At 57.0% G+C, this 24,703-nt stretch carries 34 protein-coding genes and 1 tRNA gene; 7 read left to right on the top strand and 28 right to left on the bottom strand.

Annotation, left to right across the window (positions count from 1 at the left end; translation table 11 throughout):
• The first annotated feature begins 7 nt into the window (after nt 1-7).
• Nucleotides 8-460, top strand: coding sequence for a YbjQ family protein (locus tag F617_RS0125735; RefSeq protein ID WP_019567273.1), 453 nt, complete (start codon nt 8-10; stop codon nt 458-460).
• 17 nt (nt 461-477) lie between these two features.
• Entirely contained in the window at nt 478-810 is a 333-nt protein-coding gene (locus F617_RS0125730; protein ID WP_245260864.1) for a hypothetical protein, read from the top strand.
• 1 nt (nt 811) lies between these two features.
• On the opposite strand, the gene F617_RS28175 is transcribed toward F617_RS0125730, so the two are convergent.
• The 15 genes from F617_RS28175 to F617_RS0125660 form a co-directional block, all read right to left on the bottom strand.
• The gene (locus tag F617_RS28175) at nt 812-1,015 is read right to left on the bottom strand and encodes a phage tail assembly chaperone (RefSeq protein ID WP_081626792.1); all 204 of its coding nucleotides are present in this window, start codon (nt 1,013-1,015) and stop codon (nt 812-814) included.
• Nucleotides 1,012-1,371: a hypothetical protein gene (locus F617_RS0125725; protein ID WP_019567271.1), complete on the bottom strand. Its 360-nt coding sequence runs from the start codon at nt 1,369-1,371 to the stop codon at nt 1,012-1,014. Before F617_RS0125725 ends, F617_RS28175 begins: the two co-directional genes overlap by 4 nt.
• A 1-nt stretch (nt 1,372) precedes the next feature.
• Entirely contained in the window at nt 1,373-1,804 is a 432-nt protein-coding gene (locus F617_RS0125720) for a phage tail tube protein (RefSeq protein ID WP_019567270.1), read from the bottom strand.
• A gap of 34 nt (nt 1,805-1,838) precedes the next feature.
• The gene (locus F617_RS0125715; RefSeq protein ID WP_019567269.1) at nt 1,839-2,249 is read right to left on the bottom strand and encodes a DUF3168 domain-containing protein; all 411 of its coding nucleotides are present in this window, start codon (nt 2,247-2,249) and stop codon (nt 1,839-1,841) included.
• Nucleotides 2,249-2,743, bottom strand: coding sequence for an HK97 gp10 family phage protein (locus F617_RS0125710; RefSeq protein WP_019567268.1), 495 nt, complete (start codon nt 2,741-2,743; stop codon nt 2,249-2,251). Before F617_RS0125710 ends, F617_RS0125715 begins: the two co-directional genes overlap by 1 nt.
• Complete coding sequence (locus F617_RS0125705) at nt 2,740-3,096, bottom strand: head-tail adaptor protein (RefSeq protein ID WP_019567267.1); 357 nt, start codon at nt 3,094-3,096, stop codon at nt 2,740-2,742. The genes F617_RS0125710 and F617_RS0125705 overlap by 4 nt, the downstream gene beginning before the upstream one ends.
• 125 nt (nt 3,097-3,221) lie before the next feature.
• Nucleotides 3,222-3,569 (bottom strand): head-tail connector protein, encoded by a 348-nt coding sequence (locus F617_RS0125700; protein ID WP_019567266.1) that lies wholly within the window; start codon nt 3,567-3,569, stop codon nt 3,222-3,224.
• Between the two features lies 1 nt (nt 3,570).
• A complete protein-coding gene (locus F617_RS0125695; protein WP_019567265.1) occupies nt 3,571-3,912 on the bottom strand; it encodes a hypothetical protein in 342 nt (113 codons plus the stop codon).
• On the bottom strand, nt 3,890-4,156 hold the full coding sequence (locus F617_RS0125690; protein ID WP_019567264.1) for a hypothetical protein: 267 nt from the start codon (nt 4,154-4,156) through the stop codon (nt 3,890-3,892). Before F617_RS0125690 ends, F617_RS0125695 begins: the two co-directional genes overlap by 23 nt.
• A gap of 47 nt (nt 4,157-4,203) precedes the next feature.
• Nucleotides 4,204-5,412, bottom strand: coding sequence for a phage major capsid protein (locus F617_RS0125685; RefSeq protein ID WP_019567263.1), 1,209 nt, complete (start codon nt 5,410-5,412; stop codon nt 4,204-4,206).
• An 11-nt stretch (nt 5,413-5,423) separates the two neighbouring features.
• Nucleotides 5,424-6,542 carry a S49 family peptidase gene (locus F617_RS0125680; protein WP_019567262.1) on the bottom strand — a complete coding sequence of 373 codons (1,119 nt, stop codon included), beginning with the start codon at nt 6,540-6,542 and terminating at the stop codon, nt 5,424-5,426.
• A gap of 9 nt (nt 6,543-6,551) precedes the next feature.
• The gene (locus tag F617_RS0125675; protein ID WP_019567261.1) at nt 6,552-7,781 is read right to left on the bottom strand and encodes a phage portal protein; all 1,230 of its coding nucleotides are present in this window, start codon (nt 7,779-7,781) and stop codon (nt 6,552-6,554) included.
• Between the two features lie 24 nt (nt 7,782-7,805).
• Nucleotides 7,806-9,449 (bottom strand): terminase large subunit, encoded by a 1,644-nt coding sequence (locus F617_RS0125670; protein ID WP_019567260.1) that lies wholly within the window; start codon nt 9,447-9,449, stop codon nt 7,806-7,808.
• 12 nt (nt 9,450-9,461) lie between these two features.
• The gene (locus tag F617_RS0125665) at nt 9,462-9,917 is read right to left on the bottom strand and encodes a hypothetical protein (protein WP_019567259.1); all 456 of its coding nucleotides are present in this window, start codon (nt 9,915-9,917) and stop codon (nt 9,462-9,464) included.
• A 119-nt stretch (nt 9,918-10,036) separates the two neighbouring features.
• Nucleotides 10,037-10,357: an HNH endonuclease signature motif containing protein gene (locus F617_RS0125660; RefSeq protein WP_019567258.1), complete on the bottom strand. Its 321-nt coding sequence runs from the start codon at nt 10,355-10,357 to the stop codon at nt 10,037-10,039.
• Between the two features lie 93 nt (nt 10,358-10,450).
• Here F617_RS0125660 and F617_RS28500 point away from each other — a divergent pair, with 93 nt between their 5' ends.
• A complete protein-coding gene (locus F617_RS28500; RefSeq protein ID WP_155846293.1) occupies nt 10,451-11,047 on the top strand; it encodes a hypothetical protein in 597 nt (198 codons plus the stop codon).
• A gap of 168 nt (nt 11,048-11,215) precedes the next feature.
• On the opposite strand, the gene F617_RS0125655 is transcribed toward F617_RS28500, so the two are convergent.
• The 6 genes from F617_RS0125655 to F617_RS0125630 all read right to left on the bottom strand — a co-directional run bounded on the left by F617_RS0125655 (nt 11,216) and on the right by F617_RS0125630 (nt 14,763).
• Nucleotides 11,216-11,292 (bottom strand) — tRNA-Met (locus F617_RS0125655).
• Between the two features lie 140 nt (nt 11,293-11,432).
• Nucleotides 11,433-12,338, bottom strand: a complete 906-nt coding sequence (locus F617_RS0125650) for a hypothetical protein (RefSeq protein WP_019567257.1) — start codon at nt 12,336-12,338, stop codon at nt 11,433-11,435.
• A 40-nt stretch (nt 12,339-12,378) separates the two neighbouring features.
• Complete coding sequence (locus tag F617_RS0125645) at nt 12,379-12,843, bottom strand: VRR-NUC domain-containing protein (protein ID WP_196811695.1); 465 nt, start codon at nt 12,841-12,843, stop codon at nt 12,379-12,381.
• Between the two features lie 130 nt (nt 12,844-12,973).
• Entirely contained in the window at nt 12,974-13,135 is a 162-nt protein-coding gene (locus tag F617_RS28765) for a hypothetical protein (RefSeq protein WP_019567255.1), read from the bottom strand.
• A gap of 295 nt (nt 13,136-13,430) precedes the next feature.
• Nucleotides 13,431-14,327 (bottom strand): hypothetical protein, encoded by an 897-nt coding sequence (locus F617_RS0125635; RefSeq protein ID WP_019567254.1) that lies wholly within the window; start codon nt 14,325-14,327, stop codon nt 13,431-13,433.
• 232 nt (nt 14,328-14,559) lie between these two features.
• Complete coding sequence (locus tag F617_RS0125630) at nt 14,560-14,763, bottom strand: CsbD family protein (protein WP_019567253.1); 204 nt, start codon at nt 14,761-14,763, stop codon at nt 14,560-14,562.
• A gap of 375 nt (nt 14,764-15,138) precedes the next feature.
• Between F617_RS0125630 and F617_RS0125625 the strand changes: the two genes are divergently transcribed.
• Nucleotides 15,139-15,390 carry a DNA-binding transcriptional regulator gene (locus tag F617_RS0125625; RefSeq protein WP_019567252.1) on the top strand — a complete coding sequence of 84 codons (252 nt, stop codon included), beginning with the start codon at nt 15,139-15,141 and terminating at the stop codon, nt 15,388-15,390.
• A 6-nt stretch (nt 15,391-15,396) separates the two neighbouring features.
• Here the strand turns inward: F617_RS0125625 and F617_RS0125620 are convergent, their stop codons facing one another.
• The 4 genes from F617_RS0125620 to F617_RS0125600 form a co-directional block, all read right to left on the bottom strand.
• Nucleotides 15,397-15,666, bottom strand: coding sequence for a helix-turn-helix transcriptional regulator (locus F617_RS0125620; RefSeq protein ID WP_019567251.1), 270 nt, complete (start codon nt 15,664-15,666; stop codon nt 15,397-15,399).
• A 290-nt stretch (nt 15,667-15,956) separates the two neighbouring features.
• A complete protein-coding gene (locus tag F617_RS0125610; protein ID WP_034502592.1) occupies nt 15,957-16,181 on the bottom strand; it encodes a hypothetical protein in 225 nt (74 codons plus the stop codon).
• Between the two features lie 166 nt (nt 16,182-16,347).
• Nucleotides 16,348-16,578 (bottom strand): hypothetical protein, encoded by a 231-nt coding sequence (locus F617_RS0125605; protein WP_019567248.1) that lies wholly within the window; start codon nt 16,576-16,578, stop codon nt 16,348-16,350.
• A 115-nt stretch (nt 16,579-16,693) separates the two neighbouring features.
• Nucleotides 16,694-18,919, bottom strand: coding sequence for a bifunctional DNA primase/polymerase (locus F617_RS0125600; protein WP_019567247.1), 2,226 nt, complete (start codon nt 18,917-18,919; stop codon nt 16,694-16,696).
• A 77-nt stretch (nt 18,920-18,996) separates the two neighbouring features.
• On the opposite strand from F617_RS0125600, the gene F617_RS0125595 reads away from it, so the two are divergent.
• Complete coding sequence (locus F617_RS0125595) at nt 18,997-19,818, top strand: HNH endonuclease (RefSeq protein WP_019567246.1); 822 nt, start codon at nt 18,997-18,999, stop codon at nt 19,816-19,818.
• A gap of 5 nt (nt 19,819-19,823) precedes the next feature.
• On the opposite strand, the gene F617_RS0125590 is transcribed toward F617_RS0125595, so the two are convergent.
• Entirely contained in the window at nt 19,824-20,198 is a 375-nt protein-coding gene (locus tag F617_RS0125590; protein WP_019567245.1) for a DUF6511 domain-containing protein, read from the bottom strand.
• A gap of 72 nt (nt 20,199-20,270) precedes the next feature.
• On the opposite strand from F617_RS0125590, the gene F617_RS0125585 reads away from it, so the two are divergent.
• Nucleotides 20,271-21,353, top strand: coding sequence for an MrcB family domain-containing protein (locus tag F617_RS0125585; RefSeq protein ID WP_019567244.1), 1,083 nt, complete (start codon nt 20,271-20,273; stop codon nt 21,351-21,353).
• Between the two features lie 17 nt (nt 21,354-21,370).
• Here the strand turns inward: F617_RS0125585 and F617_RS0125580 are convergent, their stop codons facing one another.
• Together F617_RS0125580 and F617_RS27355 are read right to left on the bottom strand one after the other, a co-directional pair.
• Nucleotides 21,371-22,189: a methyltransferase gene (locus F617_RS0125580; protein ID WP_019567243.1), complete on the bottom strand. Its 819-nt coding sequence runs from the start codon at nt 22,187-22,189 to the stop codon at nt 21,371-21,373.
• Nucleotides 22,189-23,511: a site-specific DNA-methyltransferase gene (locus F617_RS27355; protein ID WP_196811694.1), complete on the bottom strand. Its 1,323-nt coding sequence runs from the start codon at nt 23,509-23,511 to the stop codon at nt 22,189-22,191. Before F617_RS27355 ends, F617_RS0125580 begins: the two co-directional genes overlap by 1 nt.
• A 151-nt stretch (nt 23,512-23,662) precedes the next feature.
• On the opposite strand from F617_RS27355, the gene F617_RS0125565 reads away from it, so the two are divergent.
• Nucleotides 23,663-24,694: a hypothetical protein gene (locus F617_RS0125565; protein ID WP_019567241.1), complete on the top strand. Its 1,032-nt coding sequence runs from the start codon at nt 23,663-23,665 to the stop codon at nt 24,692-24,694.
• Nucleotides 24,695-24,703: the final 9 nt, after the last annotated feature.

Here is a 24,703-nt window from a genome sequence, read left to right as displayed (position 1 = left end):
GAAAGGGATGGATATGCCCAAGTGCAAACGGTGCGGTTCGGACTATTATCTGGGCGGTAAGGACGGTCACTGCGTTGACTGCGAGGAAGTGCTCGCGAAGAGCGATGGCGACGCAAAAAAGCAGTCAATTATCATGACGACGTCAATCGACGTGCCAAATCGGCAGGTTGAGAGCGTCATATCGATAGTAGCGTCGGAAGCCGCATTGGGCATGAGCATTTACAAAGACGTGGCCAACAATTGGCGGGACTTTGTGGGTGGTCGGGCAAACGCTTCCCAAGCCTCACTAAAAGAGGCACGTCTCGCATGTTTGGATGGCCTTAGGTCAGAAGCCTATGAGGTCGGAGCGGACGCCGTCATCTCTGTTGACCTGGATTACAATCAACTGACGACCGGCGGCACCGGAGGCATACTCTTTGTCGCGGCGACGGGTACGGCTGTTAAGCTAAAGCCAGCATAATATCTTTGGGGGGTACCATGAAAAAAGCGATGGCAATGGCGGCCTCAATGGCCGCAGTCCTTACGGGCTGCACCAAAATGGAGCAGTACTATCCAAACGGGCAAGTCGTCGAGATTGACGGCATCGAATTCTCAGTCTCCCCCATGGGCAACAAGGCTGGCTCCTACAAGGCGATGCCGAACAATCCAAAAGACCAGTCATTCCTGATGCTCGATCCGATGGTTTGGGTTCGGAACACTAAAGCGATCGAAAAGGCTACCGGATGCAGCGTCTACCGCGAAAGCGTGAAGAATCATGAGAACACGACCTTCGCCGCGGTCGACTGCTCAGCTAAGCCGAACCCGGCTTAGCCTAACCACCATACTTCTTGATCAACTCGTCCATCTCGGCGTCTGACGGGGGAGCCACGGCTTTCTTGCCGCCGTTCGCTTCGGCCTTGCCCTTCACCGCAAGGGTGAACTCGGTCAGGCTGGACGACCAGAATATTCCTGGGGTCCAGCCGAGGCCGCCGAATGCGATCTTTTGCCAGTCGCGCCAGGGGAAAGGTTCTTCTATGCCGCCTTTTGAGCGGCTTCCCCGTTTCCCTCGTCGTCCTCATCGAAATGATGAGACAGCGCCTCGGAAATCGCCTTGGCCACGGCGCCGAAGTGCTTCAGCTTCAGCGCGCCGATGGCCGCGATCTTGTCGCCACGCACGGTAAGCAGATCTAAAGCTGCCACGGTAGCGGCCGGTTCAACGCCCGAAAGACGAAGAAACAAATCGGACATGCTCTTGCAGGAAAGGCGCGAAGACACAGCGGCAAGACCGCCCATCTCCGCAACGATAACCAGCGGCACCTTGCCAACGAACAGGCCGACTTCGCCTCGCGCACCATTCACTTCAAGCGGGAACGGCTTTTCAGCATCGGCCAAATTACACCTCCGCAACGAATGTCAGAACGCCAGCAGCAACGAACGTGGCCGTGAATTCCATGTTGCCCTCCATCTCGCCGCTGAACTCGAATTCAGAAACGAACCAAGGGCCGGTGTAAGTACCAAGACCGGGAACGATCACCTTAGCAGTGAACTTCGTGGCGTCGTTGACGTGGACCATGAACGCAGTGTTCGAAGTACTTTTCACGAACTTGCCTGAACCGGAAAACGTGCGGTTCTTGATGCCGGGCTCTGCCGTTTTCTGCGGAGTATTCGCCGGATTGACGCAGTCCGTGATAGTCGTATCGACCTCGTTGGCGGACATATTGAAACTGCGGGTCGTGAGACCGCACAGGTTCGAAAAGACTTCAGGAGTTTCGCCGTCACCGATCTGGATGAGCAGCGTACGACCAATCTGTTGACCGTCGGCCATGAGTAAACCTCAAAATTTAGGGGTTAATGGCCAATCAGGCCGGTGTCTCGACGCGCGCGACAAATTCGACGACGCCATGCGTCGTAACTTCATCCGGGTCTTTGAAATGACGGGTGCCTTGCCGCGTAATCGATATCAATCGATGTGAGGGCAGCACTAAGGGTGCTTCATCCAACGCCTCGACGACCTCGTGAATGATTTCCTTCAGCTCCTTAAAGCCTCCGGAATATTGCGACCAAACGTGGATCGTCACGTAGATGAGGTTCGACTTCAGACAGCCGACGTCATCTCTAATCACTTGGCTTTCGCCGTATTCGACGTACGGAAACGGAGTGTTGGTGGGAGGCCTGTCGTAAACCCTTTGAGCCACCTTCGCCGTCAGACCGGCTCGCGCCTTTAGTCTAGCAACGATGGCGCCCTGGAGTTCGAGATCTGGGTTAGCCATTACTTTTTCATGGCCTCCCTCACGCCTCGCCAGACGGCATCATTGATACGTTTTTTCGCCATGGCCCTAAACGCGCGCCATGTCGGGAAAATATGCGGTTGCGCCCTCGTGCCAGGGTGCATCTTTGCGCCGGCCGCCTGCTTCTTGCCTGCAACCGTACCGCCACCCTTTGCAACGTTGTGCGGCCGCGTACCAAATTCCAAAAAATGCCAAATCCACGCAGCGAAAACTCCGGTCGCGTCCGGATCCTTGCTGGCTGTTGCTCCGACGAGGGCCTTTGCGCTCGGTCTGTCAGAAATCTTGCCGCCCTGTATCGAGGCGGCGTAATCACCAGCCGTTGCGCTGTTACTTATCGGCGCCCGGTCGGAGATTTTATCGGCGGCCTCGGTAGCGATCTGTAGCTTCGCTTCGGCGGCGTATTTGTTGGCGAGCGGAGCGACCTGATTGAGCTTTTTCGTTAGCGCCTCGCGGCCCAGAACCTTTGCTTTAATCACGAAGCTTCCCCCTGCACCACCAGCAGTTCAATCCACTGATTGCGCTCGTCGATGTTGACCGCAGCCTTGATTGCGTAGACCACGCCAGACCGCTTATTCCGCGCCTGCCACGCGGGCGTGATGGTGCGCGTGCGTTCGTTGCTACGGACGGTCATGGTGTAGGGCTGCAAGCCCTGAAGGCGGCTTGCGATGACAGGCTCGCTGCCGACGCGCGGCTCAAGACGTGCGGGCTCTACGAATTGCTCCGCGAAGCCGACGACAACGCCACCATACCCGTCATCACCCTCGACCTCGGCCTCAAAAACGATGCGCTCACTGAGCGATCCCGCTCCGGATCTCTTGCGTTTTGGCATTCGGTCGATCCTTGGTGGGTTCAGCGGCCTTAGCCGCTATCGCAGCCGCGGCGCATTTGCGCGTGACGTTGTAGAGGCCAGGCGGATAGGCGATGGTGAAGCCTGGCTGGCGCCAGTCGAACGGTTCATGGAATCGGAGCCACATAGTCGTCCGCAACTGTTCGCCAGACACGCCACGGAGCCAGAAGCATCCGTACCGCTCGCGGAAGAACCGCGTCGCCCGCTGCCTTCGGGTCTGGCTCGCGCACCTCGTAGAGATCGCCGGTCACGAGAAGGATTGCCGACACGATTGCCGGCGCTGCAGCGATGCCGTCGGCGGCCGTGGGTGTTTCGCCTGCGGCTACGACTTCGCGATCAAGATGCTGCGTAACGATGCTTTCAGCGGCGTCGCGATAGAGGCCGATCTCCATATCTTCATCTTCATGAAAGACACGGAGATGCTTTTTGACGGTTTCGAGATCGACAATGGCCATATCAGGCCGCCACTACTGCGGCAGTCGGCGCGCTTGTGACAGGCACGCTGCCCTTGGCATTCGTGGCGGTTACGCGAACCGTGATGGCCTTGCCGACGTCACCCACGACCGGAACATAGGTCGCCGCCGTCGCTCCAGCGATTGCGACGCCCGCCGCGAACCACTGCCGTGCATAGGTCGGCGAGCCGGTCCACGTGCCGGCGGTAGACGTTAGCGTCTGTCCAACCTGCGCCGTGCCCGTGATTGCAGGCGCGATAGAATTCACCGGCGAGCCGATACCGTTGACGATACCGGCGCCGATATAGGATGCGACCCTGCGCTTACGAACCTTCGTTGACAGCATCGGGTTTGTCCTTCTTCTTCGTCGAGCGAGCAGAGGAGATCACCGGCTTGTCAGCGGCTTCATCCGCGGCGTCGTCTTCAACAGAGGCGTCAGCCTTAACCTCGCCGATGATGTCTACCAAGCCCAGCTCTTCGAGCTGCTTCGCCTCGCCCGCCTCGACCTTGAATGGATCGCTCTTTTTGCTCTTTAGCTCTTTGCCAACGGCAAACGTGCGCTTGGCTTTCACTTCTAGAAAATCGGTCATGTTCACTCCCTTTCAAGGAAGGGGAGCCGAAGCTCCCCTCAGATTAATCAGGCGCCTTCGACATCGCCAGTCACGAAGGACTCGGGGCGATAGACTGCGAACGCCAGACGCTCTTCAGCGCGGATGGTGAACATGTTCTTCTCGAAGTCGTCGACGTTCTCGCTGGAAAGCAGAACCTCGATTTCCATGCGGTCGAAGATCTGGGCTGCGAAGCTGAACGCACCGGTGAGGAACTCGCCTGCGGCCATGGCCTGCGTCGAAACAACCGGTAGGTTCCAGAGCGTCGGAGTGAGCGAGCCCTGCGGGTTGCCGATGATGTAGTTGCCGCCGGCGTCCTTGGTCAGCTCAATCTTCGCCCAGTCGATCGGGTTCAGAACGAACGCGGTTGCCGGATACTCAGCGAGAACGACCTGCAGAACAGCCAGACGGAGACGGTCGATGCCGGTTTCGTCTGCGGCAGCGAACGCCGGGTTGAACGCGGTAGCCTGCGGAACCAGGCCATGGATGTTCTGGCCGGTGCCAGAGCCATTCAGCAGCTGATTTTCTTCGGCGAAGCGCAAACCGTAGCGAGCGCGGCCGTCGATGTAGGAGCGAAGCGCTGGCGCGTCGTCCAGGATCTGGCGGGAGGCCTTAAACAGGTGCGCGATCGTACGAACCGGCGCGGACGTCATGTCGAACGTCAGATCCGAATAAGGCTTCGCAGTCGTTTCAGCGACCGGTGCAGCGTTGTTCGTGTAGCCGGTTTCCTTGACGTATTCGATCGAACTCGAAGCAGTCTGGCCGGGCAAAACCAGGTCGCGGATCGTCAGCTGGCGCTCAGGCAGACCAAAGATGCCAGGAACACGCGCGCCGGGAACCAGAGACGTACCCTGAGAGCGGCCGGCGCCGACGGTGGTATTGGCAGAGGTGATGGCAGCGCGGTCGGCCTTCACGCGAATCGAGCCACGAGATGCGCCGGTGAGCATTCCGGCCTTGAACTCGGCAGAATCGATGACGAGGTCACCTAGCGACTTCTGCTCGTTTTCGCCGATCTCGTTTTCTCGAGCGGCTCGCTTCTCCATCTCGCCGAGGCGGGTCGTAACGTCGCCAAGTTCAGACAGAGCCTTGTCAGTCTTTTCCTTCAGCTCCGCCGAAACTTCGCCGTTGGCGGCAAGCTTCGTGGTAAAGTCGGTTGCGAGGTTGCCCACCTGCTCCTTGATGGACGCAAGCGAAGTACCGAGCTCGCCGATCTTATCGGCAAGTTGATTATCAGCCATGAGTGGCTCCTTTATCGAATGAGTGGTGATTTTGCTTCGGCGATAAGCCGTTCAATGGCTGCCAAAGCAGCAGCATCCGTCTCGACGTCAGGAGCCCCCTGACCATCTTTGAGGTAGAGCCGAGCGGCCCGCTCTGCCTCAGAGCCCGACAACCCCATCAGTCCCCTGATGCCGTTTTCGAACTCGCGCTTTGTGATTTGCTCGCCAGCGGACATCTTCTCGACCAGCGTCTGCGCTGCCTCAGCCTTCGCAGCGTTGGCGGCTTTGATGCGCCTCACTGGCGCAGGTTCAACGTCGGCGCCGTAGCGGGCCAAAGTCTCGTCAAGCGTCGCAACACGGTCGACCATGCCGCGGTCCATGAGGGCTTCTGCGTAGAAAACGCGCCCCTGACCGTAGCCATCCTCAACCTTGCTGACCGTCACGCCGCGCCCTTCGGCGACAGCTGCAACGAAGCGATTGTACGAGCGGTTCACACCGTCCTGCACGTGGGCCAGCGTGTCCTTGCCGAGCGGCTCGGTCTCGTTACCCTCAACCTTGTGCTTGCCGGCTGAAATGTAGGTGCGCTTGATGCCGCGCTGATCAAGGGCAGCCGACAGGTCATCATGGGCGGTATAAACGCCGATCGAACCAGCACGGCCGGAAGGTGTGACGACAATTTCGTCGGCCGACGCCGCAATCCAGTAAGCAGCGCTTGCCGCAAGGCTGTTGACCTGCGCAATGATCGGCTTTTCGCCACCGCGTAGCTTGCGAATTTCGGTTGCGAGCTCGTCAGTGCCGGGCACCGTGCCGCCGGGGCTGTCGATGTCGAGCACGACAGCCTTGATATCCTCGTTCGAAAGCGCTTTGTGCAGCGCTTTCTTGATGCCGGCATAGGACGTGCCGCCGCTCATCGCGGAAAACAGGTCCATTTTATCGGCCAGAACCCCATAAACCGGGATTATGGCGACGCTGCCGGTCGATTCCGCGATTTCCTTCGCTCGGGCCTCGTCGATTGAGGCGGCGAACTCGGACGAAAACAGCTTCTCACCTTCGGCCCGCGCCACCAAAACATCAGCCAAAACGCCCAGTTTTTCGCGCTGAATAGCCCAAGGCTCGGCCAAAAAGACCGAAATCAGGTGTTCAAACTTCATGATTTTCCCTTATGCAGCGCGCGCTGCTGGCGTTGGCGCCGGAGTTTCGGTCTTCCCAAGCGTATCGAGGCGCGTCATCGTGCCGTTCACGATGGCCTTGTTGCCGCCGTCCACTGGCGCCTTGTCTTCGTAAGAGCGAGCCTCATCGACGAGGTAGATGCCGTTCGTGACCATCTTCGACAGGAATTCTGCTCGCGCCGTGCTGTCGCCGCGCAAGAGTTCTTCCATGTTGAACTTCACCTTCGTGGTCTTCCTCGTCTTTGCGTCCAGCAAGTCACGATAAATTGCCGCTTCGATGCGCTTGAGCATCGGCCGCATGCAGGTTTTAGTGAATTGGAGGATCAGCTGCTCAATGCCGCTGCCCCAGGTCGTGGTGCCATTTGCCGCGTGACCAATCATCACGGGAGGAACGCCGAAAATGCGGCAGATCTGCTCGACGCTGTACTGCCTCGCCTCAAGGAATTGAGCATCCTTTGGGTTGATCGACATCGGATACGGCTTGAAGCCAGCCTCCAATACCGTCACCCCACCAGCCTTCTCGGCACCGGCGAATTGCGTCAGCGTGTCGGATATCTGCTTGCGCTGCTCAGGCTTCAGAATCTGATCCGAGCTAACGATGAGCGAAGAAAGCAGGCCGTTCTTGAACATGCGGCCGGCGACCTTCTCGCCCGCCAATGCACTCCCGACCGTATTGCGCACCACGCCGATCGGCGACATGCCGCGATCACAGCCAGGCAAACGGACGCCGCGGACGTGAAACATCTTGCCCTCTGGCACTCGGCGCTTTTTGCCGTCTTCCGTCACCTCGTAGTAGCGCGTGTTCCGCCCATCTTTGGAGCGACACACATCCACGTTCAAAGGGTGAAGCGGATTAAGTGCAACGAGGCGCTCGCCGTTCATCTTCTTTTCGGCGAAGAAATTGCCGTCGAGCAGCAGGCACATCGCCGCCATCGACCAGAACTCTGGCGCAGTGTCGTCCATGTTCGGCATGTCGTGCAGAAGCTCGTAAAGCGCAGCGTTCTTGTCGACAGTCACGCCGTCCTCGCCGTAAACGATGCAAGGAAGGGTACCGGCCGCGTTCTGCACGAGGTTGACGCATGCCCAGACCGCATCGAGCGAAAGGGCGCTCTCAATCGTGACTGTCTCCCCAGACGTGGTGCCAAGGCCAAAGAAGCCTCTCCAGAACTCGCCGTCGGTGAGCTTGATAGGCCTTCCGACCCATCTCTCAAAAAAGCCCATCAGGCCTCACCACTAGGTTGCCCGTCACCAGGTGACAGAGATGATATTGTTGACGAAGTCGTCCAAGTCGCCGCTATCGCCGACCTCGTAGGTTCCGGCCATCGCCGTTGCCATTGCCAAGGCGACTGCGCCGTCGATGCGGCGTTCGCGGTTATGTTTGACGAGCTTTCGATTGCCGGCAGGATCCGCTTTGATGGTGGCATTCATCATGCACATCGTCAGCACTGGATGGTCGCCGTGGGCAAGGTTGCCGTTGAGGATGATGCTTTCGAGCTCGCGGAGAGCTGGCGACATCGACTGGAATCCCTGCCCAAACGGCTGGAATACAGCATCATCGCCCTCAAGCTGATCGTCGGTGAAGCCAGCCTTTTGCAGCCATGGCTTCAGATGTCGGAAGTTCCACCGGTCGAACGCAATCTTGCGGATGTCCATCTCTTCGAAGCGGTCGCGCAGGTAATGCGCGACGAACTCGTAGTCGACGGTTCTGCCTGGGGCGGCTTCGAGATGCCCATCCTTATGCCACACATCGTACGGCACGCGGTCGGCCTTTGCCTTCGCGCGTATCCCGTCGCCGGGCAGCCAGAACGTCGGCTTTACGTGCCAGGTGGTCTTTCCGTCCTGCTCTTTCGGCGCCATGAGCACCAGAGCAGTCAAGTCGCTCACCTCAGAAAGATCGAGCCCACCAAACACAGGGAGACCATCAAAGTCCACAACTCGAGCGTTACACGCTCGCCAAATAGCCGGAGACACAAACGGTGCATTGGCATCGATCCTTTGGTTGAGATGGAGCCAACGGAAGCTGGCCTCCTCAGTCGGCATACGAGCCGCGCGCTCAGCGTCGTCGCGAACCGATGAAACGGACTTGAACTTGCCAAGCGCAGGGTTCGCGGCCTGCCACGCTTCCTCGTCGAGGACGTCGCAATCAGCCGGAGCCGTGTAAAGGTGCGAAACCGTTCGTGGTACTTTTGATGTCTCGGCATCATCCAGCCATCGCGAGAAAAGGTCGCCGTCAGTCGCTGCCTGCGTCGAGATAGCGAAGATCATCGCCTTGTCGCCGTATGCGCCTTGCGACGTGACGATCGCTTCGACAAAGTCGTCGTGCGGGCCCTTGATCTGGCCAACCTCGTCGAGGATGGCGACCAGTGGCGAACCGCCGTGCGCGCTCTTGGCTTCCGCCGAACTGGCGCGGTAGACGACGTTCTTGCGCAAGCCGACAATCATCTTGCCGGATGGGACGATGCGATACAGCCCCTTCAGGCGCGGCGACATCATCAGCATCTTGCTGGCGTAGTTAAAGACTTCAGCAGCCTGGTCGCGGGATCGCGCGCCGGACATGATACGGCTGTTCGGAAACGCCTCTGGGCCAATCACGTGGCCGAGCAAGAGGCAAGCAATGGTAGCCGTCTTTGAATTCTTACGTGCGATCGACAAATACGCTCGCGACGTGCCGTTCGGGTTGTCATAGACTGACAGGATGAAGGCCACCTGGAAGTTCAGCAGCCTTATCGGCTGCCCGACGAGAGCGCCCTCTGGCACGACCAAATATTCTTCGATGAAGCGGCACATCTTCTCGCCGCGCGTTAGCTCCGACGTCGGCAGTCCGCGCCAGTCGCGCAGAACCGGGATCGGGCCGCACTTGATGGCGCCGACCACGGCCTCAGAAAGCATTCACAACCTCGATTAGGCTAGGAGTTCGTCATCCACGCTCGCGCCTGCCTCGATCTCCTTGGCTTGGTCTCGCCGCTTGGCCGCGTCCCTCGCCTCGCCTTGTACGGCGCGCGCATGCAGCGCCAGTGATCGGCGAAACGAAAGGATGGAAGAAGCGTGCATCTGGACTACGGATTTCCGTGGGTTGGCTACGGGCGTCCCTTTTTCAGTGACTGCGACCGAGCCCTCAGTGCGAAGCAGGTCTTGCTCCCTCACTAGGTCTGCCATCGTGCGGGCAAGCATCGCGGCAATTTCAAGCTGGTGCGCCGACCAATCGGCGCGGGCATATTCGGCAATGACATTCTTGAAAAATGGGACGTCGCCGTCGTCGAGCGGCACGTTTTCAGGAAACTGGATATCCTCAGAAGCCGCAGAGGCAATCCTCACGGCCTCATCAACGCTGTCGACACGGCTTTTCTTTTCAGACATGCGGAATCCCCTCGCGCACGCGCACTTGCGCACGCGCTAGGCAAAAATCTGTGTTTGCACTTGAATTGCGTTACCCCGGCGGTCCTGCGGTGGTCGGTCGGCCACTTTCGAGGCACCCCCTACCCACCGACCTCGACGGGATATCCATCAACACCAATGACCACGGCCTGTTGGCCTCGCTCGATGCGAGCCTTCAGCTTGTCGTGGCATGGAGCGCAAAGTGATTGCAGGTTGTTCGGGTCGTAGAACAAAGCCTCGTCGCCCTTGTGCGGCTTGACGTGGTCACACGTAGTTGCCTCGGTGACATCCTCGACAGCCAGGCAGAACCGGCATAGCGGCTCGGCAGCAAGCTGCGCCAAACGTAAGCGCTGCCATCGTGCCGTCTTGTACATTCGACGGTAGAGCGCAGCTTCGGCCGAGCGGCCGTAGGGTTTGGGCATTGGTGTGCCAGCATAAAAAGAAGTTCGCGGCTCTCGACAAACACATCATCGAGTGCAATTCTTATTTTATCTGCTATAGTTCAGGGGGAACTGATGGTCAGCACTCGTATTTTCACGTCGATAGGCTTTGCGGTTGGGTGTTCGTTACTTTTGCCGTCGATCGGCTTAACACAGGTTCCAGGCCAGCAGACTTGTCCGCAAGTTGATATAATTAAGTTACGTGAAGACTTTGCAGCGATTAACCTAGACGGATACACGGTCGGCCACATTCGCGCACCAAGCATCGCCGAACAGTTTCTGCCCCAGCGACCCAACGCAAAGGTGATAGCGATAAAGCCTATGTTTCCGACAGAGCCGTCGGCACCATTAGAACCAAATACGCCAAGCATTCCGCATTGTCCGGACATCGTTTTTAGCGCCGACAATAAAACTTTAAATCTTGGCCGCGATCTGGTTGCCAAGTTTGAAAGCTACACACCCACCGAAGAAGTTCTAGAGCGTATTAGAGATCGACATGGCTCTGTATCTGGTCGCCGTATCAAGTTCGATTTTCCGCGCCAAGGAGAAATGACAGCCAGAGTGGAAAGTGGGCCTGATCGGCCGCAGCCTACCGATGGCGGTGGCGGCGGCACCGACATTCCGATTCCAGATGATCTGCAGAGACCTGGTAGGCCTGACACTAGGCCGTAAGGAACCGCCAACAATTAAGAAAAACAAAAGCGGCCCGCTCTACCAATTAAGGGAACGGGCCGCACGATCACCATGCAAGCGGAGGAGAACGCGCATGGGATGGGGAAGCAGGCCGCATTGTGCGGTTCGGTTATCAGGGCTTACGCGTCCACGGCCTGTCCTGCTGACTGGTTGCGGAGGTGAGATTTGAACTCACGGCCTCCAGCTTATGAGGCTGGCGAGCTACCGGGCTGCTCTACTCCACGTGATAGTTACCCAAAGCTCAGAGGATGCAACGAGTGCAGCATGGCGATGGGCCCGACGCATAGCGCTCGGAGTGCAGTGGGGTTCGCAACTTAGTTGCGCCCCCTTCACCCTACTCTCTCCGAGATCGCGGAAAGGGACGCTATGATGATGCCTTTCGCAGCGCAGCCATCAGATTATCATTGGCTGCAATCAATCGTCGCTTGCCTTGGCGTTCAGCCTGCTTGCCTTGATGCCCAGCCTTCGCCCCGAGTTCCGCCATGTTCTTGGCAGTCCTTGCCGCTTCCAGCGTCGCCCTGTCCTCGTCCTTTAGCTCGTCAACCGCATCGAACCACTCCTTGCGATCAGCCATCGCAGTGACGATGTCCTGCCACATCATTGAGCCGCCGCCAGCGCATGTGGTCTTTTGCATTCCCAGAAAGCTATCGGCAATCTTGGCGGAGCCGCATGGCAGCCCGTCAGGGCAGCGGGTGAAAGTAACTTTGCTCATGTCGGTGTTGGCGTAAGCCCTGGCCAACTGCGCCTTGGCTTCGTCGTGGTTGAGATTGATGCGAATGCCCTTGTGCCTGTGCCCTGTGACGTATCTGGGCTTCTTGGTGTCCAGCATCTCGGCGAAGTAGTTGTTGCTTTCGATCACCTCACGTGGGTTTTCGTCACCGCCAAGCGCAACGTCAACCTTGTCGCGTGAACCAAGCATCGCACCTGCTGGCATCCTTGCGGCATATTCCTCAACGCCTCCGTCGATCGTAAGCCTGAACGCTCTTTCGGTCTGGTTCCCGTCACTGAAACGAAGTCGACCGATGCGAATCGTCTGTCCTTCTTCGTTTTTCTCCACTTCACCTGATGCAACGTTCTTCATGATTTCCGCTACCGACGGAGTGACCAGCCTTTTGCGGTCATGCTTGAGACCCTCGACATCATCCGGATTGTTGTCGTTCGCGGCAACAACCGACCAGTTCGTCTGTAGCGGCTCGGGTTCATGGTCTGGTGTCGTTACATAACGGCGAACTGCTGCAAGCTGTTCTGCAAGTGATCCATGTCTGGCCATACTCGTCTCCCCTGTGGTGCTGGCGCTTGGTAGGCGCCGGTTACTGCTGCTTGGTGTTGTCGTTGTCAGCAAGCCACTGGCGCACCAGCGATACGGCCTTGCTTGCCGCTTCACCTGTGGACGTGAAGCGCACCACTTCAACCGGGTGCCCCAGTCTGACGAGTGATGCGTGGCGCGCGACCTGTGCCGGAGACAGCCGACCTTTGCCGACCTTGTTCTCGATCATCCGCAGCACACCGCCCTTGAGGTAGATCCGCAGGTCAGCTTCGCCAGGCGTCATGCCAGTCGCGATAGCGTCAGCCTGGGCACGTGGACCGCGCTTGGCACTGTTCATGTCACCCGCGAGCAGGAACTGGCGGCCGTACTCCGGCAGCGACCGCAGGGCGCGGACCTGAGCCGCCTGCCCTTCGCTTTCCTTGATGGGTGCGTCTGCGAAAGTGACAGTGCCTTTTGGCGAAGTACGGATGATGACGCGCTTGCCATTGATGCGGGTGGTTTGCTGCATGCTGGCCTCCTCGTGTGGTGTTGTCGTGGTGGCGACACACATACTTTCCGAGATAGGAGTGAAAACGGGTAGTCAATTTGTGAAATATTTTTTGGCCAAAAGAAAAGACCGGCTGAACGCCGGTCGTTTTTTAGTGCTCGTCACCGCGGTGCGGACATCGCTTCATCAGCTTCTTGATCGTCCGTCGATCTCCGCCAAAGCGATCCATGACCTCGACGGCCTTTGGCAGGCTGACCGAATATTCCTGTTGCAGTTGCTCGACGGTGTACGGCTGCGTTTCGTTGTCTGGCATGGTGCCCTCCTTCTAACACGCAAATGCGACCACCTTGATTCGAGTTCCAGTCGAAATGCAGGTTGCATCACGACCGCCCTTCTGCCCGCTGCTCGTTGCCCGAATAAATCATCATGAGAACCGTGCGCGCGGCACACCGCCCTGCACGGTTGCACGTGTAGGGGTATATATAAATATATACCCTACTAAACGTGCACCAACCGGGCAGCGCTGTGCGGGTGTCTCCGCCCGTATGTGCACAGTTAGTGCACGGATAAATAATGCGCTATGCGTGCAGCATTAGAAGTTGTATTTGCTATTTTTCGAGTTGCATGGAGGGAAGCGATGCGCCAGCGTTGTTTGCGATTTTTGCCACAGCGCCGCCGCTCTTGAGCTTACGGATGTCGCGAACAATTTCGCCAACGGTAATTGCGCACAGCTTATAAAGCTGATCGGCCGAAAGGGTATCGAGGGTGTCCCTCGGATGCATCAGAGGATTTCGATCTAATTCCCGCATCCTGTCGAGCATCGCGGCGACCTTTGGAGACGGTTTCGAATTTGCCTTGTCATCATCGATCAGTTTTTTCGCGGCCTGAATATACATATTCCAACTTCTCAGCCGCTTCGTATTGACGCCAAACGCAGCCAGGTATGCGTCCATAACGAGTTCCAGCCCTCTCAACGCATGAAAACCGCAGGATGTCGGCAAGTCGAATGCTAAACATTTGCCAGCATTGTCGAACTCAGCGAGCGCCTCTGCTGGTATGTCACTATGGTACTCTTCTGGAATTATCTTTGCGCCGTTCGAAACGAGGGTCTGCGTTTTATAAATTGATATTTGGCCAAGTGAATAAACATCAACGCCATGGCACTCGGCCTCAAATACTGTGCGGAACGCCTCAACCTTCTTTCTTAGTTGAGCCCACTCCCACGGATCAATCTTCTTATCAAATCTTTCACTCGAAAAGCCTCCACCCGGGAAGACTTTCTCATCAATCCACCCGCTTACCCCTGCCAAAAGTTCCGATGCAGCATGCTTAGAAGCAGAGAACCCGTTGTCGTCACTAAGAAATGTATTCAGTCGCGGTAGCAATCCGGAGATCGAAAAATAGATCGAGGCAACCTCAGTTGAAGAATTCGTGCTCAGCCCGGACTTTGCAGACATCACACTTTCTGCCAACTCAAAATATTCAAGAAGGTTCACTCTCTTCATTGCCGATTCCTTCTCAATTCGCTCAATACATATTTAGCTCCTAAGGCAACAAAATAAAAGTTGAATGACGGGAAAGATACAACCAGACCCACAAAAAAGGCCAGCGCATCTCTGCACCGACCTTTCTTTTGCTTCTCTGCGCCGCCAGTACATCCGTGGTCGACGATAAAGCCGCTGCGCTAACGCGCTGCCATGACCTATCTAACTGCCCGGCGCGCTTAAGGTTCCAGCATTACCAACCCTGACGACCATACCAGTCGTCGATGTCTTTCTTGGTCTGGTCCTTCGCATAGCCATAGCGCTCCTGGATTTTGCCTTCCAGCTGCTCACGCTTGCCATTGATGACATCAAGGTCGTCGTCGGTGAGTTTTCCCCACTGCTCCTTAACCTTTCCCTTCATCTGTTTCCAGTTACCTTCTACGCGGTTCCAATCCATTGATATGTCTCCTCTTTGTTGTTTGAGGAGAAAACGCAAGGTGGCGCAAATGGTTCCCCGATAAGTGAGAACGGCGATAATCTCCCGTCGTATAAGAGACAAAAAAAGCCGCCAGCCCTGTAAGGCAGACGGCTTTATTTTTTACCACCAAAATGGTGGTTTTCGCTTGCGCGACCACCAAAATGGTGGCATAAAGAAATCACCGAAGCAAACCCGCTTCGGCAACCCGACTGGAGGATACCATGAGCATCAAGCTCACCGTCCAAGTCCGGTTCGGCAAGTGGAGAGTAACGATCTCCATCGGCCGTTAAACTGGGGCCGGAGAGGCTGCAACCTCTCCGGTTCCCAAAATAGCAAAAGGGAGTGTGGAATTCAATGTCGGCTGAAGAACTGAAGGCGTTGCGTCAATCTACCTGTATGTCCCAGAAAGATTTTTCGATAGCGATGGGACTTCCTCTACGGACATACGAAAATTTAGAGAGCGGACGAGTAGATGTTCGGCAAGTCCACATGAATGCGGCGAAATGGGCGATAGTCGAGATACTGGCACAAAACCACCCAGGACTGATCCATGCGCCAGATGAGATCGTTCTGACAGTTCAACGTGCCGCAGGAAATATTGAGTGAAACTAATTATTTCGGCCAGTCTTTCGGACGGTATCCCTCGTCGTACGCTCGCATAAGGCGTGCCAACACGTCTGGGATTGGCTTAGGATTGGTCGCGCGCTCAAACTCTGAGATACGAACGTGCGAACCATAATCAAAAAATGCGGCGAGTTCCGCTTGAGTGAAGCCAAGCTTCTCTCTGATGCTGCGGAACTCTGCGTTGGTCATTTGGGCCTTTGGCATGTGGTCCATGAGCGACGATTCTTTCATGACGTCAAGGACCGTCAAAAAAACCATCCGTGCGGGCCATCATCGTTTTTTGCTCCATGGATGAGCATTCCAGCGAACAGGATAGCAGCAAATACCCAAAACGCGATGAAGTATTGAAGCTCAGGGGCCATTCCAAGGACCTCCCCATCCGTCCGTTCCTCGGGCATTAGCACCAACCCACATTGCCCACAGCCCGATTGGCACAGGAACGATAAGATGGAATGGCTGTGTCGGCCATAAGAGCGCGATCCACCCGCCAATCCAGATACCGACAGCCAAACCGAAGATGATGGAAGCCTGAACCCACTTGTTGCCCATCATAGAGTTGCACTCTCATATTCAGAGCCATCAAACTCTTCCACATCACTCGACTCATCAACTGAATATGTCGGCGGCTGAGGCGTATCAAACCACTGGCTCGGTTTCTTCCTGACGATAGCAAGCGCCAGTTCCCTTGCCTCTGCCTCGTCGTCGGCATCCACAACCACGTCGGCGTAGTCTTCGTCTGTGTCCCGCAGGATGCGGACCATGAACTGTGTCACTTGTCTTCCTCCTTCACCGCTTCACACTTCTCCCGGTGATAGCGCCATTCTCCGGCGGCGCTGTACTTCGCGCCTTTCCCGAACCATGTGGCGGAAGTCCACCCACATGAGCACGAGCACATAACGCCAAAAGAAAACCTCGCCTTGTGATCTGGATTGGTCTTGCTCATCGGACGAACTCCCGAAACTTGGGGAGTTCGAACCAGTGAAATCGAGCGCTGTCCCAGCTCTGAACCATAGGGTCTTTCTTGCACCACGTTTGACCCCGATTGGTTTCTTTTATCCAGCGCTCGTAAACCCTGCGCTCCTCTGCGGCCCACTTAGGCCATATTTCCTCGCGCTCACCGGAGGGCATATCCATTCCGGCGATAAGAAATTTTGCGAATTCTTGAAGCATGTAGGTCTCCTCAATGTGGTGTGGTTTGGTTTGGTTTGGTGACCTGCATATAACGCTTTTACGTTAGTAACGCAATAGCGTTACAAAGAAAAAGGGGCGAAGCTCCTCTTTTTTTTCAAGCCGCCCTAACAAACACCGCCAACTCGCGCCTGACCGGATCTCGCTCCTCTCGCTCGACAAGCGCTCCTTCACGCATCAGCGCACTCACAAGGCTGGACGCGCGCTTGCGCTGCACGTTGTCGTCCAAATCCAGCCCCACAGCGTACGCCACAGCGGCTCCAACCCAGTTCTTGGCCTTCGGTGACTTCTTGTAGTCGGACGCGCTCACAGCCGCCAGAATGGACGCACGCTGGTCGTCTGTGAGGTCTCCCGCCACATCCTCGGCGCTCGGCCAATGCCACTCTGTAACTACCGGCGCGAAGTCTTGCGGCTGGGCAAGACCTGTCCCGTTTCCAAGCGGCGTCGACACCAGATGGCGCCACTCCGCCTTGTGCGACAACGGCGTTAGGTTCGACTTTCCGTAGGTGGTGTAGAAGTACCCGAAGCGGTCCTCCTTGTTGATACCCGCCTCGCCTGCCTGCTCTTCCGACATGCGGTTGAGGACTCGCACCGAGCGCGCCGCGCCGATCAGCGATACTGCACCTCGAGCGTCTTCGACGGTGGCCTCTCGGTCCGCCACCTTGCGCAGATGGTGCACGATATCGATCGAGCAGTTGGTGTAGTCGGCGATCTGCGCCCAAAGCTTAGCGACCTTGTCGATCGCGCCGTTGTCGTTCTCGTTGACGCCATGCGTGGAAACGAACGGGTCGACAATCATCACGTCAATACCGTTGCGCTCGATCTGCTCAACCACCGCTTCGACAATCGGCTGCTGGATGCGCACGCCTGCCTTCTTGTCGTCGATGGCGACGACCAGCTCCTGTTCGCGACCACTGTCCAGGAACAGATGTCCCTCGAGATCGGCGGGCTTCAGCTTGTAGTGGATGCAAGCAGCCATGATGCGCCGCTCCATCTCGTCGCGCGGGTCTTCGGCATTGAATATCCATGTGCGCAGCCGCTTGGGTGGCTTGATGCCGAGCAGTGCCCTACCCGACACCATGGCAAGACCCTCAGCGATGCTGGCCGACGTCTTACCAAGGCCGCCAGGAGATACCGTGACCGATACGTATTTGCGAATGAAGTGCGATCCGTAAGCGAACTCACGGCGCGGCAATGTCTTTGGGTCTATCCACTTGAACGCAGTGGCCGTGATTGGCGATTGCGGTGTGTTATCGTTTGCTGGCTCCATATCACCGTCTGGTGATGCAGATTCCCGCTCGGGAATATCCGTGCCGTTGTGCAGCACTTCTTCCTGTACAGTAACGTCTGCATCGACCCTTGCCGCTTGCTCGCGCAGCCTGCCTTTCTCGAGACCGCGCTGGATCATCCGCGTGATGTCCACCAGACGCGTGTTGTCGTGCGCCGGGAAGTCAGGCTCTGGAATATGGCGAGGGTTTTGGATGCCAGCCTTGAGGCCGTTCTCGATCGTCTTGCAGCAACGTGACCAGTCCCTGCCCCAGCCACGAGCCACATCCTGAAGCAAGGCGCGCGCCTCCGCTTCACCGAGCGCACCCGCTCCGACGATAGTGCCGATGGAAAAAGCAGCATCGTTCAGTGCGTTGTTACGGCTGCCCATCGGCGCACCAGCAAGGTCCGCCAGTTCACGGTCGACGGCGGCATCGACGTAAGCGTTGTTCGTCGCAGCCGACAGGCTGTACTGCGTATGGGCCGGCGCCGACTTTGGCAGCAGCAGGTCCAACAACCATGCCGGCGCGTCGGCTATCTCGCGGGTGTCAGTGTCCCACTTGTAGGAGCGGCCATTGGCCATCGTGCTGCCGGCGGCGAGCACGTATCCACCTTCAGAGCGGATATCGACGCCAGCGCCCAGAGCGCCGCGGTTGCGCGTGCCCACGACGTACTTGAAGTAGATATGCAGCCCGCCGTTCGGGCTCGTCACGCGTGCTGTGTCTGGCAGCGGACCATGCTCGGCTTCCATCTCCGACAGCCAGTCGAAGCCATTGGCGCCGCCCGGCTTGTTGTCGATGTCGAGCGCGAAGAAGCCTGTCTTCTCGCCCGTGGGCAGGCCAACGGCGGCATTTGGCCAGTCCGACCACCATCTTTCAATAATGCGCGGAAAGCGCGTTGCGCCTTTGAAGCCATTGGGCGTCAAAGGCGTCTTTTCTCCGAGAGTGATGATCTCGCCGGTTGCCTGGTCGACGTGCTCCTCGGCGTGCGAACGGCAGGGAAATACCGGCCAGCCTTGGCCGACGTAATGTTGCGCTAGTTCAAGCGGCGTTTGCAAAGGGGGTCTCCTTGGCTTGATAAGGCGAGCCAGCGGCTGCTACACAACGCAGGCACGCATTTTGGCTAGGGGTGGCTATGTCCTGGGGATTCGATAAAGGTCGCATTTACAACAGACGCGCGAGCATTCACGCGCCGTTCGGCGGTCAGCAGCAGGGTGGTATCATCACCCCTAAGAAACATAATCTGGTGATTATCGTGACGGGCGAAGAAGGTCACGAACATGGCTACAATGACACGTGGTCCCCAGATGGAAGGTTCGATTACTTTGGCGAGGGCCAAGTCGGCGACATGAAGATGGAAAAGGGCAATCTCGGTATTGCCAGCCATTCGGCCCGCGGCAAAAGCCTCTTGCTCTTCACTAAACTGAAGGCAGGCCTAAGGTTCGAAGGCGAGATGGTTTATGAGGGCCACAAGATCGTCAGAGCTCCCGATCGCCTGGGGAATATTCGTGACGCCATAGTGTTCACCCTTCGCCCGATCGACACGGTGTTCGAGCACGTCGAAAATATGCCTGTCGCTTCTCCACAGACAGCCAAGTCCCTTGATGAACTCAAGAAGCGTGCCTTTGCCGCATCTGTCCAGAAACCGGCTAAAAATCAGGTGACTACGAGCGTCTTTGACAGAAGTCGTGACGTGCGAGATTACGTGGTTGCTCGCTCTCTCGGCAAATGCGAGGGCTGTGGGAAAGACGCTCCCTTTACGCGGCCGAATGGTGTGCCCTACCTCGAGCCCCATCACATCCGCCGCCTTACTGACGGTGGGCCAGACGACCCGAGATTTGTGATCGCGCTCTGCCCCAACTGTCATCGACGCGTTCATTCCGGAGGTGATGGTGCCGATTACAACGGCACCCTCCTCCGAAAGATGAAGACTATCGAGCTGGGCGTGCCCAATTAGCCGGCTCAAAACGGCGCCTCACTCAGCGCTGCCCTCAGACCCCGCGCGCAGCCCTCCCATGCGGCCTTCACCATCATGCGCTGCATAAGCTCGTCGAAGTGCGAGAGGTCCGTCACACCATGCTCGGCGATGTACTCGCCGACGGCATCAACGCCGGCGTCCAAAGCGCGCAGCTCGTAGTCGTCGAGGCGATCGATCCTCTTGTAATTGTCGATGCCCACGGCGCACCTCCGGCAGATGTAGTGAGGGTCTTTGTCGCGCCCGTTGGCGTTCACGCCGATACCGAAGGCGTGCATGCCGCAGACAAAGCAAGTGGTGGGGTTATGGTCGGCGTCGACCGTCGGCGTGTGCTGGCGTGGGGTTGTTGGGAGTTTGGTCATGCCTGCCTCTCCTAGAACGAAATTTTAAAAGTTTTTCGCCACGTATCCTTCAACCTATGATGGAGGAATAACATGCGAGACTTGCTTATTCAGGTGCTACAGCTTCAGCTCGAGTACTCACACGAAAACACTGATCCAATGTCGACCCGAGGCGTTGTTATCAGGCAGCGCATTCCCAGATGGATCAGGCTCCATCAACCACAGCTCGCCCCTCGTCTCGGCGAGTTCGCAGACCAATTCGATGTTGCGGGAAAAGATGGTACAGGCAGGAAAACGCTGGTGCCGTGGGTCAGAATCTTTGCGGATGGAATGTCTCCAAACCCGCAAAACGGGTGGTATGTGGTTTACCTTTTCCACCCTGACGGAGGTGCAGTCTCGCTCTGTATCAGCCATGGCTCTACAACCTGGGACGGCCTCACTTTTCAACCTCGCCCTGCTGAAGAGGCACAAGAACTCATGGATTGGTCCCGAGGGGAGATCGGAGATGCAGCTAGGCGCCTGAATTTTACCCCAGGAGTTCGGCTTGGAAGCACCGCCCAGCTTCCAAGGGCATACGAGCGGACAACGGCATTCTCCAAAACATATCCCGTCGCGGCGATTCCAGACGAACAGGTTCTGCTCGCTGATCTGGGCGACGCTATCGAACTCCTTCGGGCGTTGTATGATGCCGCAGCTGCTGGGCGGCAACCGCGAGCTTTTCAGCGCGATGTCGTAGAGTTGAATGCCGAAATCAATGAGCTTATCAACCCGAACCGACGACGGCGCGGACAGGGCTTTGGATTGAATGCTGTTCAACGAAGAGCGGTTGATGCCCGGGCAATGCTCGTCGCCAGGGAATGGCTTGCGGCAAATGCTTTTACGCGAATTCGTGACGTCAGCTTGAGAGAACCTTGCGACTACAGAGCGCAGTTTTATGGTGTGGAAAAAGTAGTCGAAGTTAAAGGCACGACTGGCGGTCCCTTCACCATCCTGCTGACTAAAGGCGAAGTCGACCTTCACCGCCAGGCGTTTCCTAACAACCTCCTTCTGATAGTGCATGGAATTCAGCTGAACGGCGATGTCGCGAACGGCGGCGAAGTTGAGGCGCATAACCCTTGGCAAGTATTTGAAGAAGCCCTCACAGCAACGGCGTTTCGTTACACTTTCCCGGAGTGACGAATTTTTTGGGGTGGTCATGCTGCCACCCCAAACAAATCCGCCTGAACCGGCGACACATTGTCATTTGCCGCCTCAATGAGACACGCTTCGTCCGGTCGCTCAAATTCGACGCACACGATCTCGCACATGGGCGAAACACCTTTCCAATCGTTGATGTAGAAAGCCGTGTCGATCCCGCAGCCAGCCTCGAAGTGAAGGCCGGTGAGCTCTTGAAATTTGACCGCCTTGCCGTCCTTCTGTTGCTCGTAGGAAGGCCGACCGCTGTAGTTGAAGCCAGCGGACATCTGCGGCACGATGAACGCGCCAGAGTCAGCCAGATGAGCGGCTATATCGATCACATGGAATTCGAACTCCGCTCCTGTGTAGCGAGGAGCGCCGCCGTCGCGTTTGATCTTACCAAAGGGCGGATTGCTGATGGCAACGTCAAACCTGCCCAGCCCCATGTCCAGCACGTCCAGCACGTCAGCGAGAATCCACTCCGCCTCCGGTAGTATCTTCTGACCAACCGCGAGATAGTCGGGATTCCGCTCCACGCAGGTGATGCGAGCCTTATGATGGCTTCGGTGCCAGCACGCGTAGGACAGCATGCCGATGCCAGCGCACAGATCGATGATCCGCCCGCCGTATCCGCCTTGCCCGATGGCATCGATGGTGAAATCGAACGCCATATCGTACGGTGTGAAAAACGCGCCAGCAGCGCCGTTAACGTGGTTCGCGCCCTCGTTCCAGTTCTTGAGGACGAAGTCCTTGTCGTCTTCGGTCAGCACGGCTTTGGTGAGGATGTCGCAGGCCTGCGCATGGGCCTTTGCTTGAGCTTTGGTGAGCTTAGCCATTACGCTGCCTTCGAAAACAAGTCAGCAGGACGGTTGTCATTCACCGGTACCGCAGCGAGTTCGTCATCCTTGCTCACCACACCGATAGCCCACGCAATCCGGGCCGTAGCGATCGGCATGTATTCGTCCTCACGCTCGCAGCCGATGAACTGAAAGCCCTCGAGAACAGCCGCCTTGCCTGTGCTTCCTGAGCCCATGAAAGGATCAAGAATTACGCCGCCGGGAGGCGTGATAAGGCGGCAAAGCCACTGCATGAGGGTTGTTGGCTTAACGGTTGGGTGAGTGTTGGCGCGCGGTTCAGGCTTGTAGCCTTCATCGCGACGGGTCATGTGCTGACCGCTGGTGTTTGACACCATGCCGCCTGCTTTCTTCGGCAGGTGATCCAGACCAGCATCACGGTCCGCGCGACTCGCCTTGGCGCAGTAGAAGAAGCGGGCGGCTGACGTCTCCGCCTCGACGCGAGGATGGCTATCAGGCCTCGCGCCAAAGTCACCATAGATACCCTTGCTTGGCCGCTCGCCGTGTTTCGGCCCAACATAGCCCTGCTGGCCCTTTGCGTCTGGGAACGCCGACAGCACTTCTTCGCTGCCGTCGTGGATAAGGTTGGCGGGCCAGCGGCCTCGTGGATCGCCGCCACGGATGCCCGGCACCAGCGAAAAGCTGGTACCGCCAACGTCGGTATAAATGCGTGATGCGCTCGGCTCACCCTCTCGATAATGCGACCAAAGTTTTCCAGCTCCATCGCGAAGTTCTTCATCCGTCTCCACCCTGCAGCCATCCACATTGATCGCACCCACGCCCCACTCAGCAAGGTTAGCAGCGACGGTGCCAGTCAAAGGTTTGCGCACCAGAGCAATAGGCTCCCATGCTGGCTTGAGCGCGGTACCCCAACCCTCCCAATCGCCATGCTGGTTGTGCGACTTCGGGAAGCCAGAACCAAACACCCAGCCCAGTTGATCACGGATCTCTAATCCAGCATCTTCGATAGCAACGGCCATGCGGTGATAGGTGCGCGTGCCAGAGAACGCGACGACATGGCCACCCGGCTTCAAGACGCGCAGCACTTCGGCCCAGAACTCTTCGGAGAATGCTACTTCTCCGGTGTCCCACTGCTTGCCCATAAAGCCGGCTGCTCCGCGACCATAAACGTCCTTGGCCGGGACGGAGCCCGGCTTTCCGAAACGCTTCTGGATAGAGACCAGCGCATAAGGAGGGTCCGTAACGACGCTGTCGATCGAGCTGTCGGCAAGACCGCGCAACACGTCGCGGCAATCGTTTTGATGCAGCACGACTCTTCCGTCGTGCATCGAGGTGATGCTCACTTTGGTATGTCTCCTCAGACTGTGGTGTTCCCGCCGAAGCGGAAGCCGCGTTGGTGGCGCGGCGGGTGTTGGTTAGTTGTGGATACCTTTCAACTTATTAGTGAGAAAGAAATGGGAAATGCTAGTGTGTGCCCCAAGAAGGGGGCTGCATATGGAAAATAAACCCGTTAGAGACTGGCCCAAAATCACCGAAAAAGACTGGTACGTCATCTCCATTTCACTTGTTCTAATAGGCTTGACTTGCTTTTTATTCGCAAGTTCGTGGGTGTTATCTGCTCCCGATCTCAAAGCCATGAAGGAACGCGTCGATATTTCTTCCCCCTTTGCAACAATCTTCCTAGCACTCGTTACATTTAGCACAGTCGCGTGGCGCGGACTTGTTGGAGCGAGACAAGCGGACCAACAGAAAGCCCAAAACGACGCGAACGATGATGCGAATTACGCGAAGTTACTGCAAGAGGGCGCAAAATTGCTGGGGGATCCCAACAAGCATCAGGACCAACTTGCGGGGCTGGCGACGCTGGAGGTCGTGATTAACGAACCGAAACGTCGCTTCTCTCGTCAAGCACTGAACGTTGTAGCAAACTTTTACGCATCAATGCACAACGACGTCAGCAAGGACGCGGCGCGCGCCTACCAAACAAATTCATCAGCTCGTCTCGCGCATTCAGTCATATTCAACGCAAACTCGAGCGGCATGAAGAGCACGATCCGTGCCAAATTTTCTGCCCAGACCCCCGATATGCGATGGCCTGGTATAGCTGGCTTCGAGCATCAGTCTTACTCAGGCGGCACGCTTACGAAAAATGCCTTGGAGGTAATTTCACTTGATTCATTTTCGGTACGAAACGCCGTGATTCATCGCGGTAACTACCCAGTAAAAAATGGCACTTATGACGCGTGCACCTTCCAAATGTCCGAAGTGTCAAGAATCAGCGAAATGGACTATCATTTTGACAACCATCGTTTCGAGCGTTGCAATTTTTCAGGGTGCAAATTTCACGACGATCCTGCTGATATCGATGAAGTTCTAAATTTGCGCAAACAGAAAAATTGGTACGATGTGGATAATCCGCCACAATTCGAGAGAGAGGTCGAATGGAACCGCTTCCTTATCCCGAGGCGACGGCGGCCGGACGGGTATTTCGAGAACGTGGACGCAACTAGCGACATTCTTGTTTAGGCCTCCCGT

The sequence above is a fragment of the Agrobacterium sp. 10MFCol1.1 genome (assembly GCF_000381165.1).
GTDB lineage: Bacteria > Pseudomonadota > Alphaproteobacteria > Rhizobiales > Rhizobiaceae > Agrobacterium > Agrobacterium tumefaciens.
The sequence above is the reverse complement of the archived record's forward strand: the minus strand, read 5'-3'. Positions and strand labels throughout refer to the sequence as shown.

Excerpts from the sequence above, each read along its gene's own strand:
- F617_RS0125630 (WP_019567253.1), bottom strand. The coding sequence starts at position 14,763 with ATGGATTGGAACCGCGTAGAAGGTAACTGGAAACAGATGAAGGGAAAG.
- F617_RS0125595 (WP_019567246.1), top strand. The coding sequence starts at position 18,997 with ATGTCCTGGGGATTCGATAAAGGTCGCATTTACAACAGACGCGCGAGC.
- F617_RS28500 (WP_155846293.1), top strand. The coding sequence starts at position 10,451 with ATGGTCAGCACTCGTATTTTCACGTCGATAGGCTTTGCGGTTGGGTGT.
- F617_RS0125730 (WP_245260864.1), top strand. The coding sequence starts at position 478 with ATGAAAAAAGCGATGGCAATGGCGGCCTCAATGGCCGCAGTCCTTACG.
- F617_RS0125565 (WP_019567241.1), top strand. The coding sequence starts at position 23,663 with ATGGAAAATAAACCCGTTAGAGACTGGCCCAAAATCACCGAAAAAGAC.
- F617_RS0125660 (WP_019567258.1), bottom strand. The coding sequence starts at position 10,357 with ATGCCCAAACCCTACGGCCGCTCGGCCGAAGCTGCGCTCTACCGTCGA.
- F617_RS0125680 (WP_019567262.1), bottom strand. The coding sequence starts at position 6,542 with ATGAAGTTTGAACACCTGATTTCGGTCTTTTTGGCCGAGCCTTGGGCT.
- F617_RS0125695 (WP_019567265.1), bottom strand. The coding sequence starts at position 3,912 with ATGCTGTCAACGAAGGTTCGTAAGCGCAGGGTCGCATCCTATATCGGC.
- F617_RS0125605 (WP_019567248.1), bottom strand. The coding sequence starts at position 16,578 with ATGCTTCAAGAATTCGCAAAATTTCTTATCGCCGGAATGGATATGCCC.
- F617_RS28765 (WP_019567255.1), bottom strand. The coding sequence starts at position 13,135 with ATGCCAGACAACGAAACGCAGCCGTACACCGTCGAGCAACTGCAACAG.
- F617_RS0125625 (WP_019567252.1), top strand. The coding sequence starts at position 15,139 with ATGTCGGCTGAAGAACTGAAGGCGTTGCGTCAATCTACCTGTATGTCC.
- F617_RS0125685 (WP_019567263.1), bottom strand. The coding sequence starts at position 5,412 with ATGGCTGATAATCAACTTGCCGATAAGATCGGCGAGCTCGGTACTTCG.
- F617_RS0125715 (WP_019567269.1), bottom strand. The coding sequence starts at position 2,249 with ATGGCTAACCCAGATCTCGAACTCCAGGGCGCCATCGTTGCTAGACTA.
- F617_RS0125720 (WP_019567270.1), bottom strand. The coding sequence starts at position 1,804 with ATGGCCGACGGTCAACAGATTGGTCGTACGCTGCTCATCCAGATCGGT.
- F617_RS0125620 (WP_019567251.1), bottom strand. The coding sequence starts at position 15,666 with ATGGTTTTTTTGACGGTCCTTGACGTCATGAAAGAATCGTCGCTCATG.
- F617_RS0125650 (WP_019567257.1), bottom strand. The coding sequence starts at position 12,338 with ATGGCCAGACATGGATCACTTGCAGAACAGCTTGCAGCAGTTCGCCGT.
- F617_RS0125705 (WP_019567267.1), bottom strand. The coding sequence starts at position 3,096 with ATGCCAAAACGCAAGAGATCCGGAGCGGGATCGCTCAGTGAGCGCATC.
- F617_RS0125735 (WP_019567273.1), top strand. The coding sequence starts at position 8 with ATGGATATGCCCAAGTGCAAACGGTGCGGTTCGGACTATTATCTGGGC.
- F617_RS0125690 (WP_019567264.1), bottom strand. The coding sequence starts at position 4,156 with ATGACCGATTTTCTAGAAGTGAAAGCCAAGCGCACGTTTGCCGTTGGC.
- F617_RS0125585 (WP_019567244.1), top strand. The coding sequence starts at position 20,271 with ATGCGAGACTTGCTTATTCAGGTGCTACAGCTTCAGCTCGAGTACTCA.
- F617_RS0125700 (WP_019567266.1), bottom strand. The coding sequence starts at position 3,569 with ATGGCCATTGTCGATCTCGAAACCGTCAAAAAGCATCTCCGTGTCTTT.
- F617_RS0125675 (WP_019567261.1), bottom strand. The coding sequence starts at position 7,781 with ATGGGCTTTTTTGAGAGATGGGTCGGAAGGCCTATCAAGCTCACCGAC.
- F617_RS0125645 (WP_196811695.1), bottom strand. The coding sequence starts at position 12,843 with ATGCAGCAAACCACCCGCATCAATGGCAAGCGCGTCATCATCCGTACT.
- F617_RS0125665 (WP_019567259.1), bottom strand. The coding sequence starts at position 9,917 with ATGTCTGAAAAGAAAAGCCGTGTCGACAGCGTTGATGAGGCCGTGAGG.
- F617_RS0125580 (WP_019567243.1), bottom strand. The coding sequence starts at position 22,189 with ATGGCTAAGCTCACCAAAGCTCAAGCAAAGGCCCATGCGCAGGCCTGC.
- F617_RS0125590 (WP_019567245.1), bottom strand. The coding sequence starts at position 20,198 with ATGACCAAACTCCCAACAACCCCACGCCAGCACACGCCGACGGTCGAC.
- F617_RS0125635 (WP_019567254.1), bottom strand. The coding sequence starts at position 14,327 with ATGAAGAGAGTGAACCTTCTTGAATATTTTGAGTTGGCAGAAAGTGTG.
- F617_RS0125670 (WP_019567260.1), bottom strand. The coding sequence starts at position 9,449 with ATGCTTTCTGAGGCCGTGGTCGGCGCCATCAAGTGCGGCCCGATCCCG.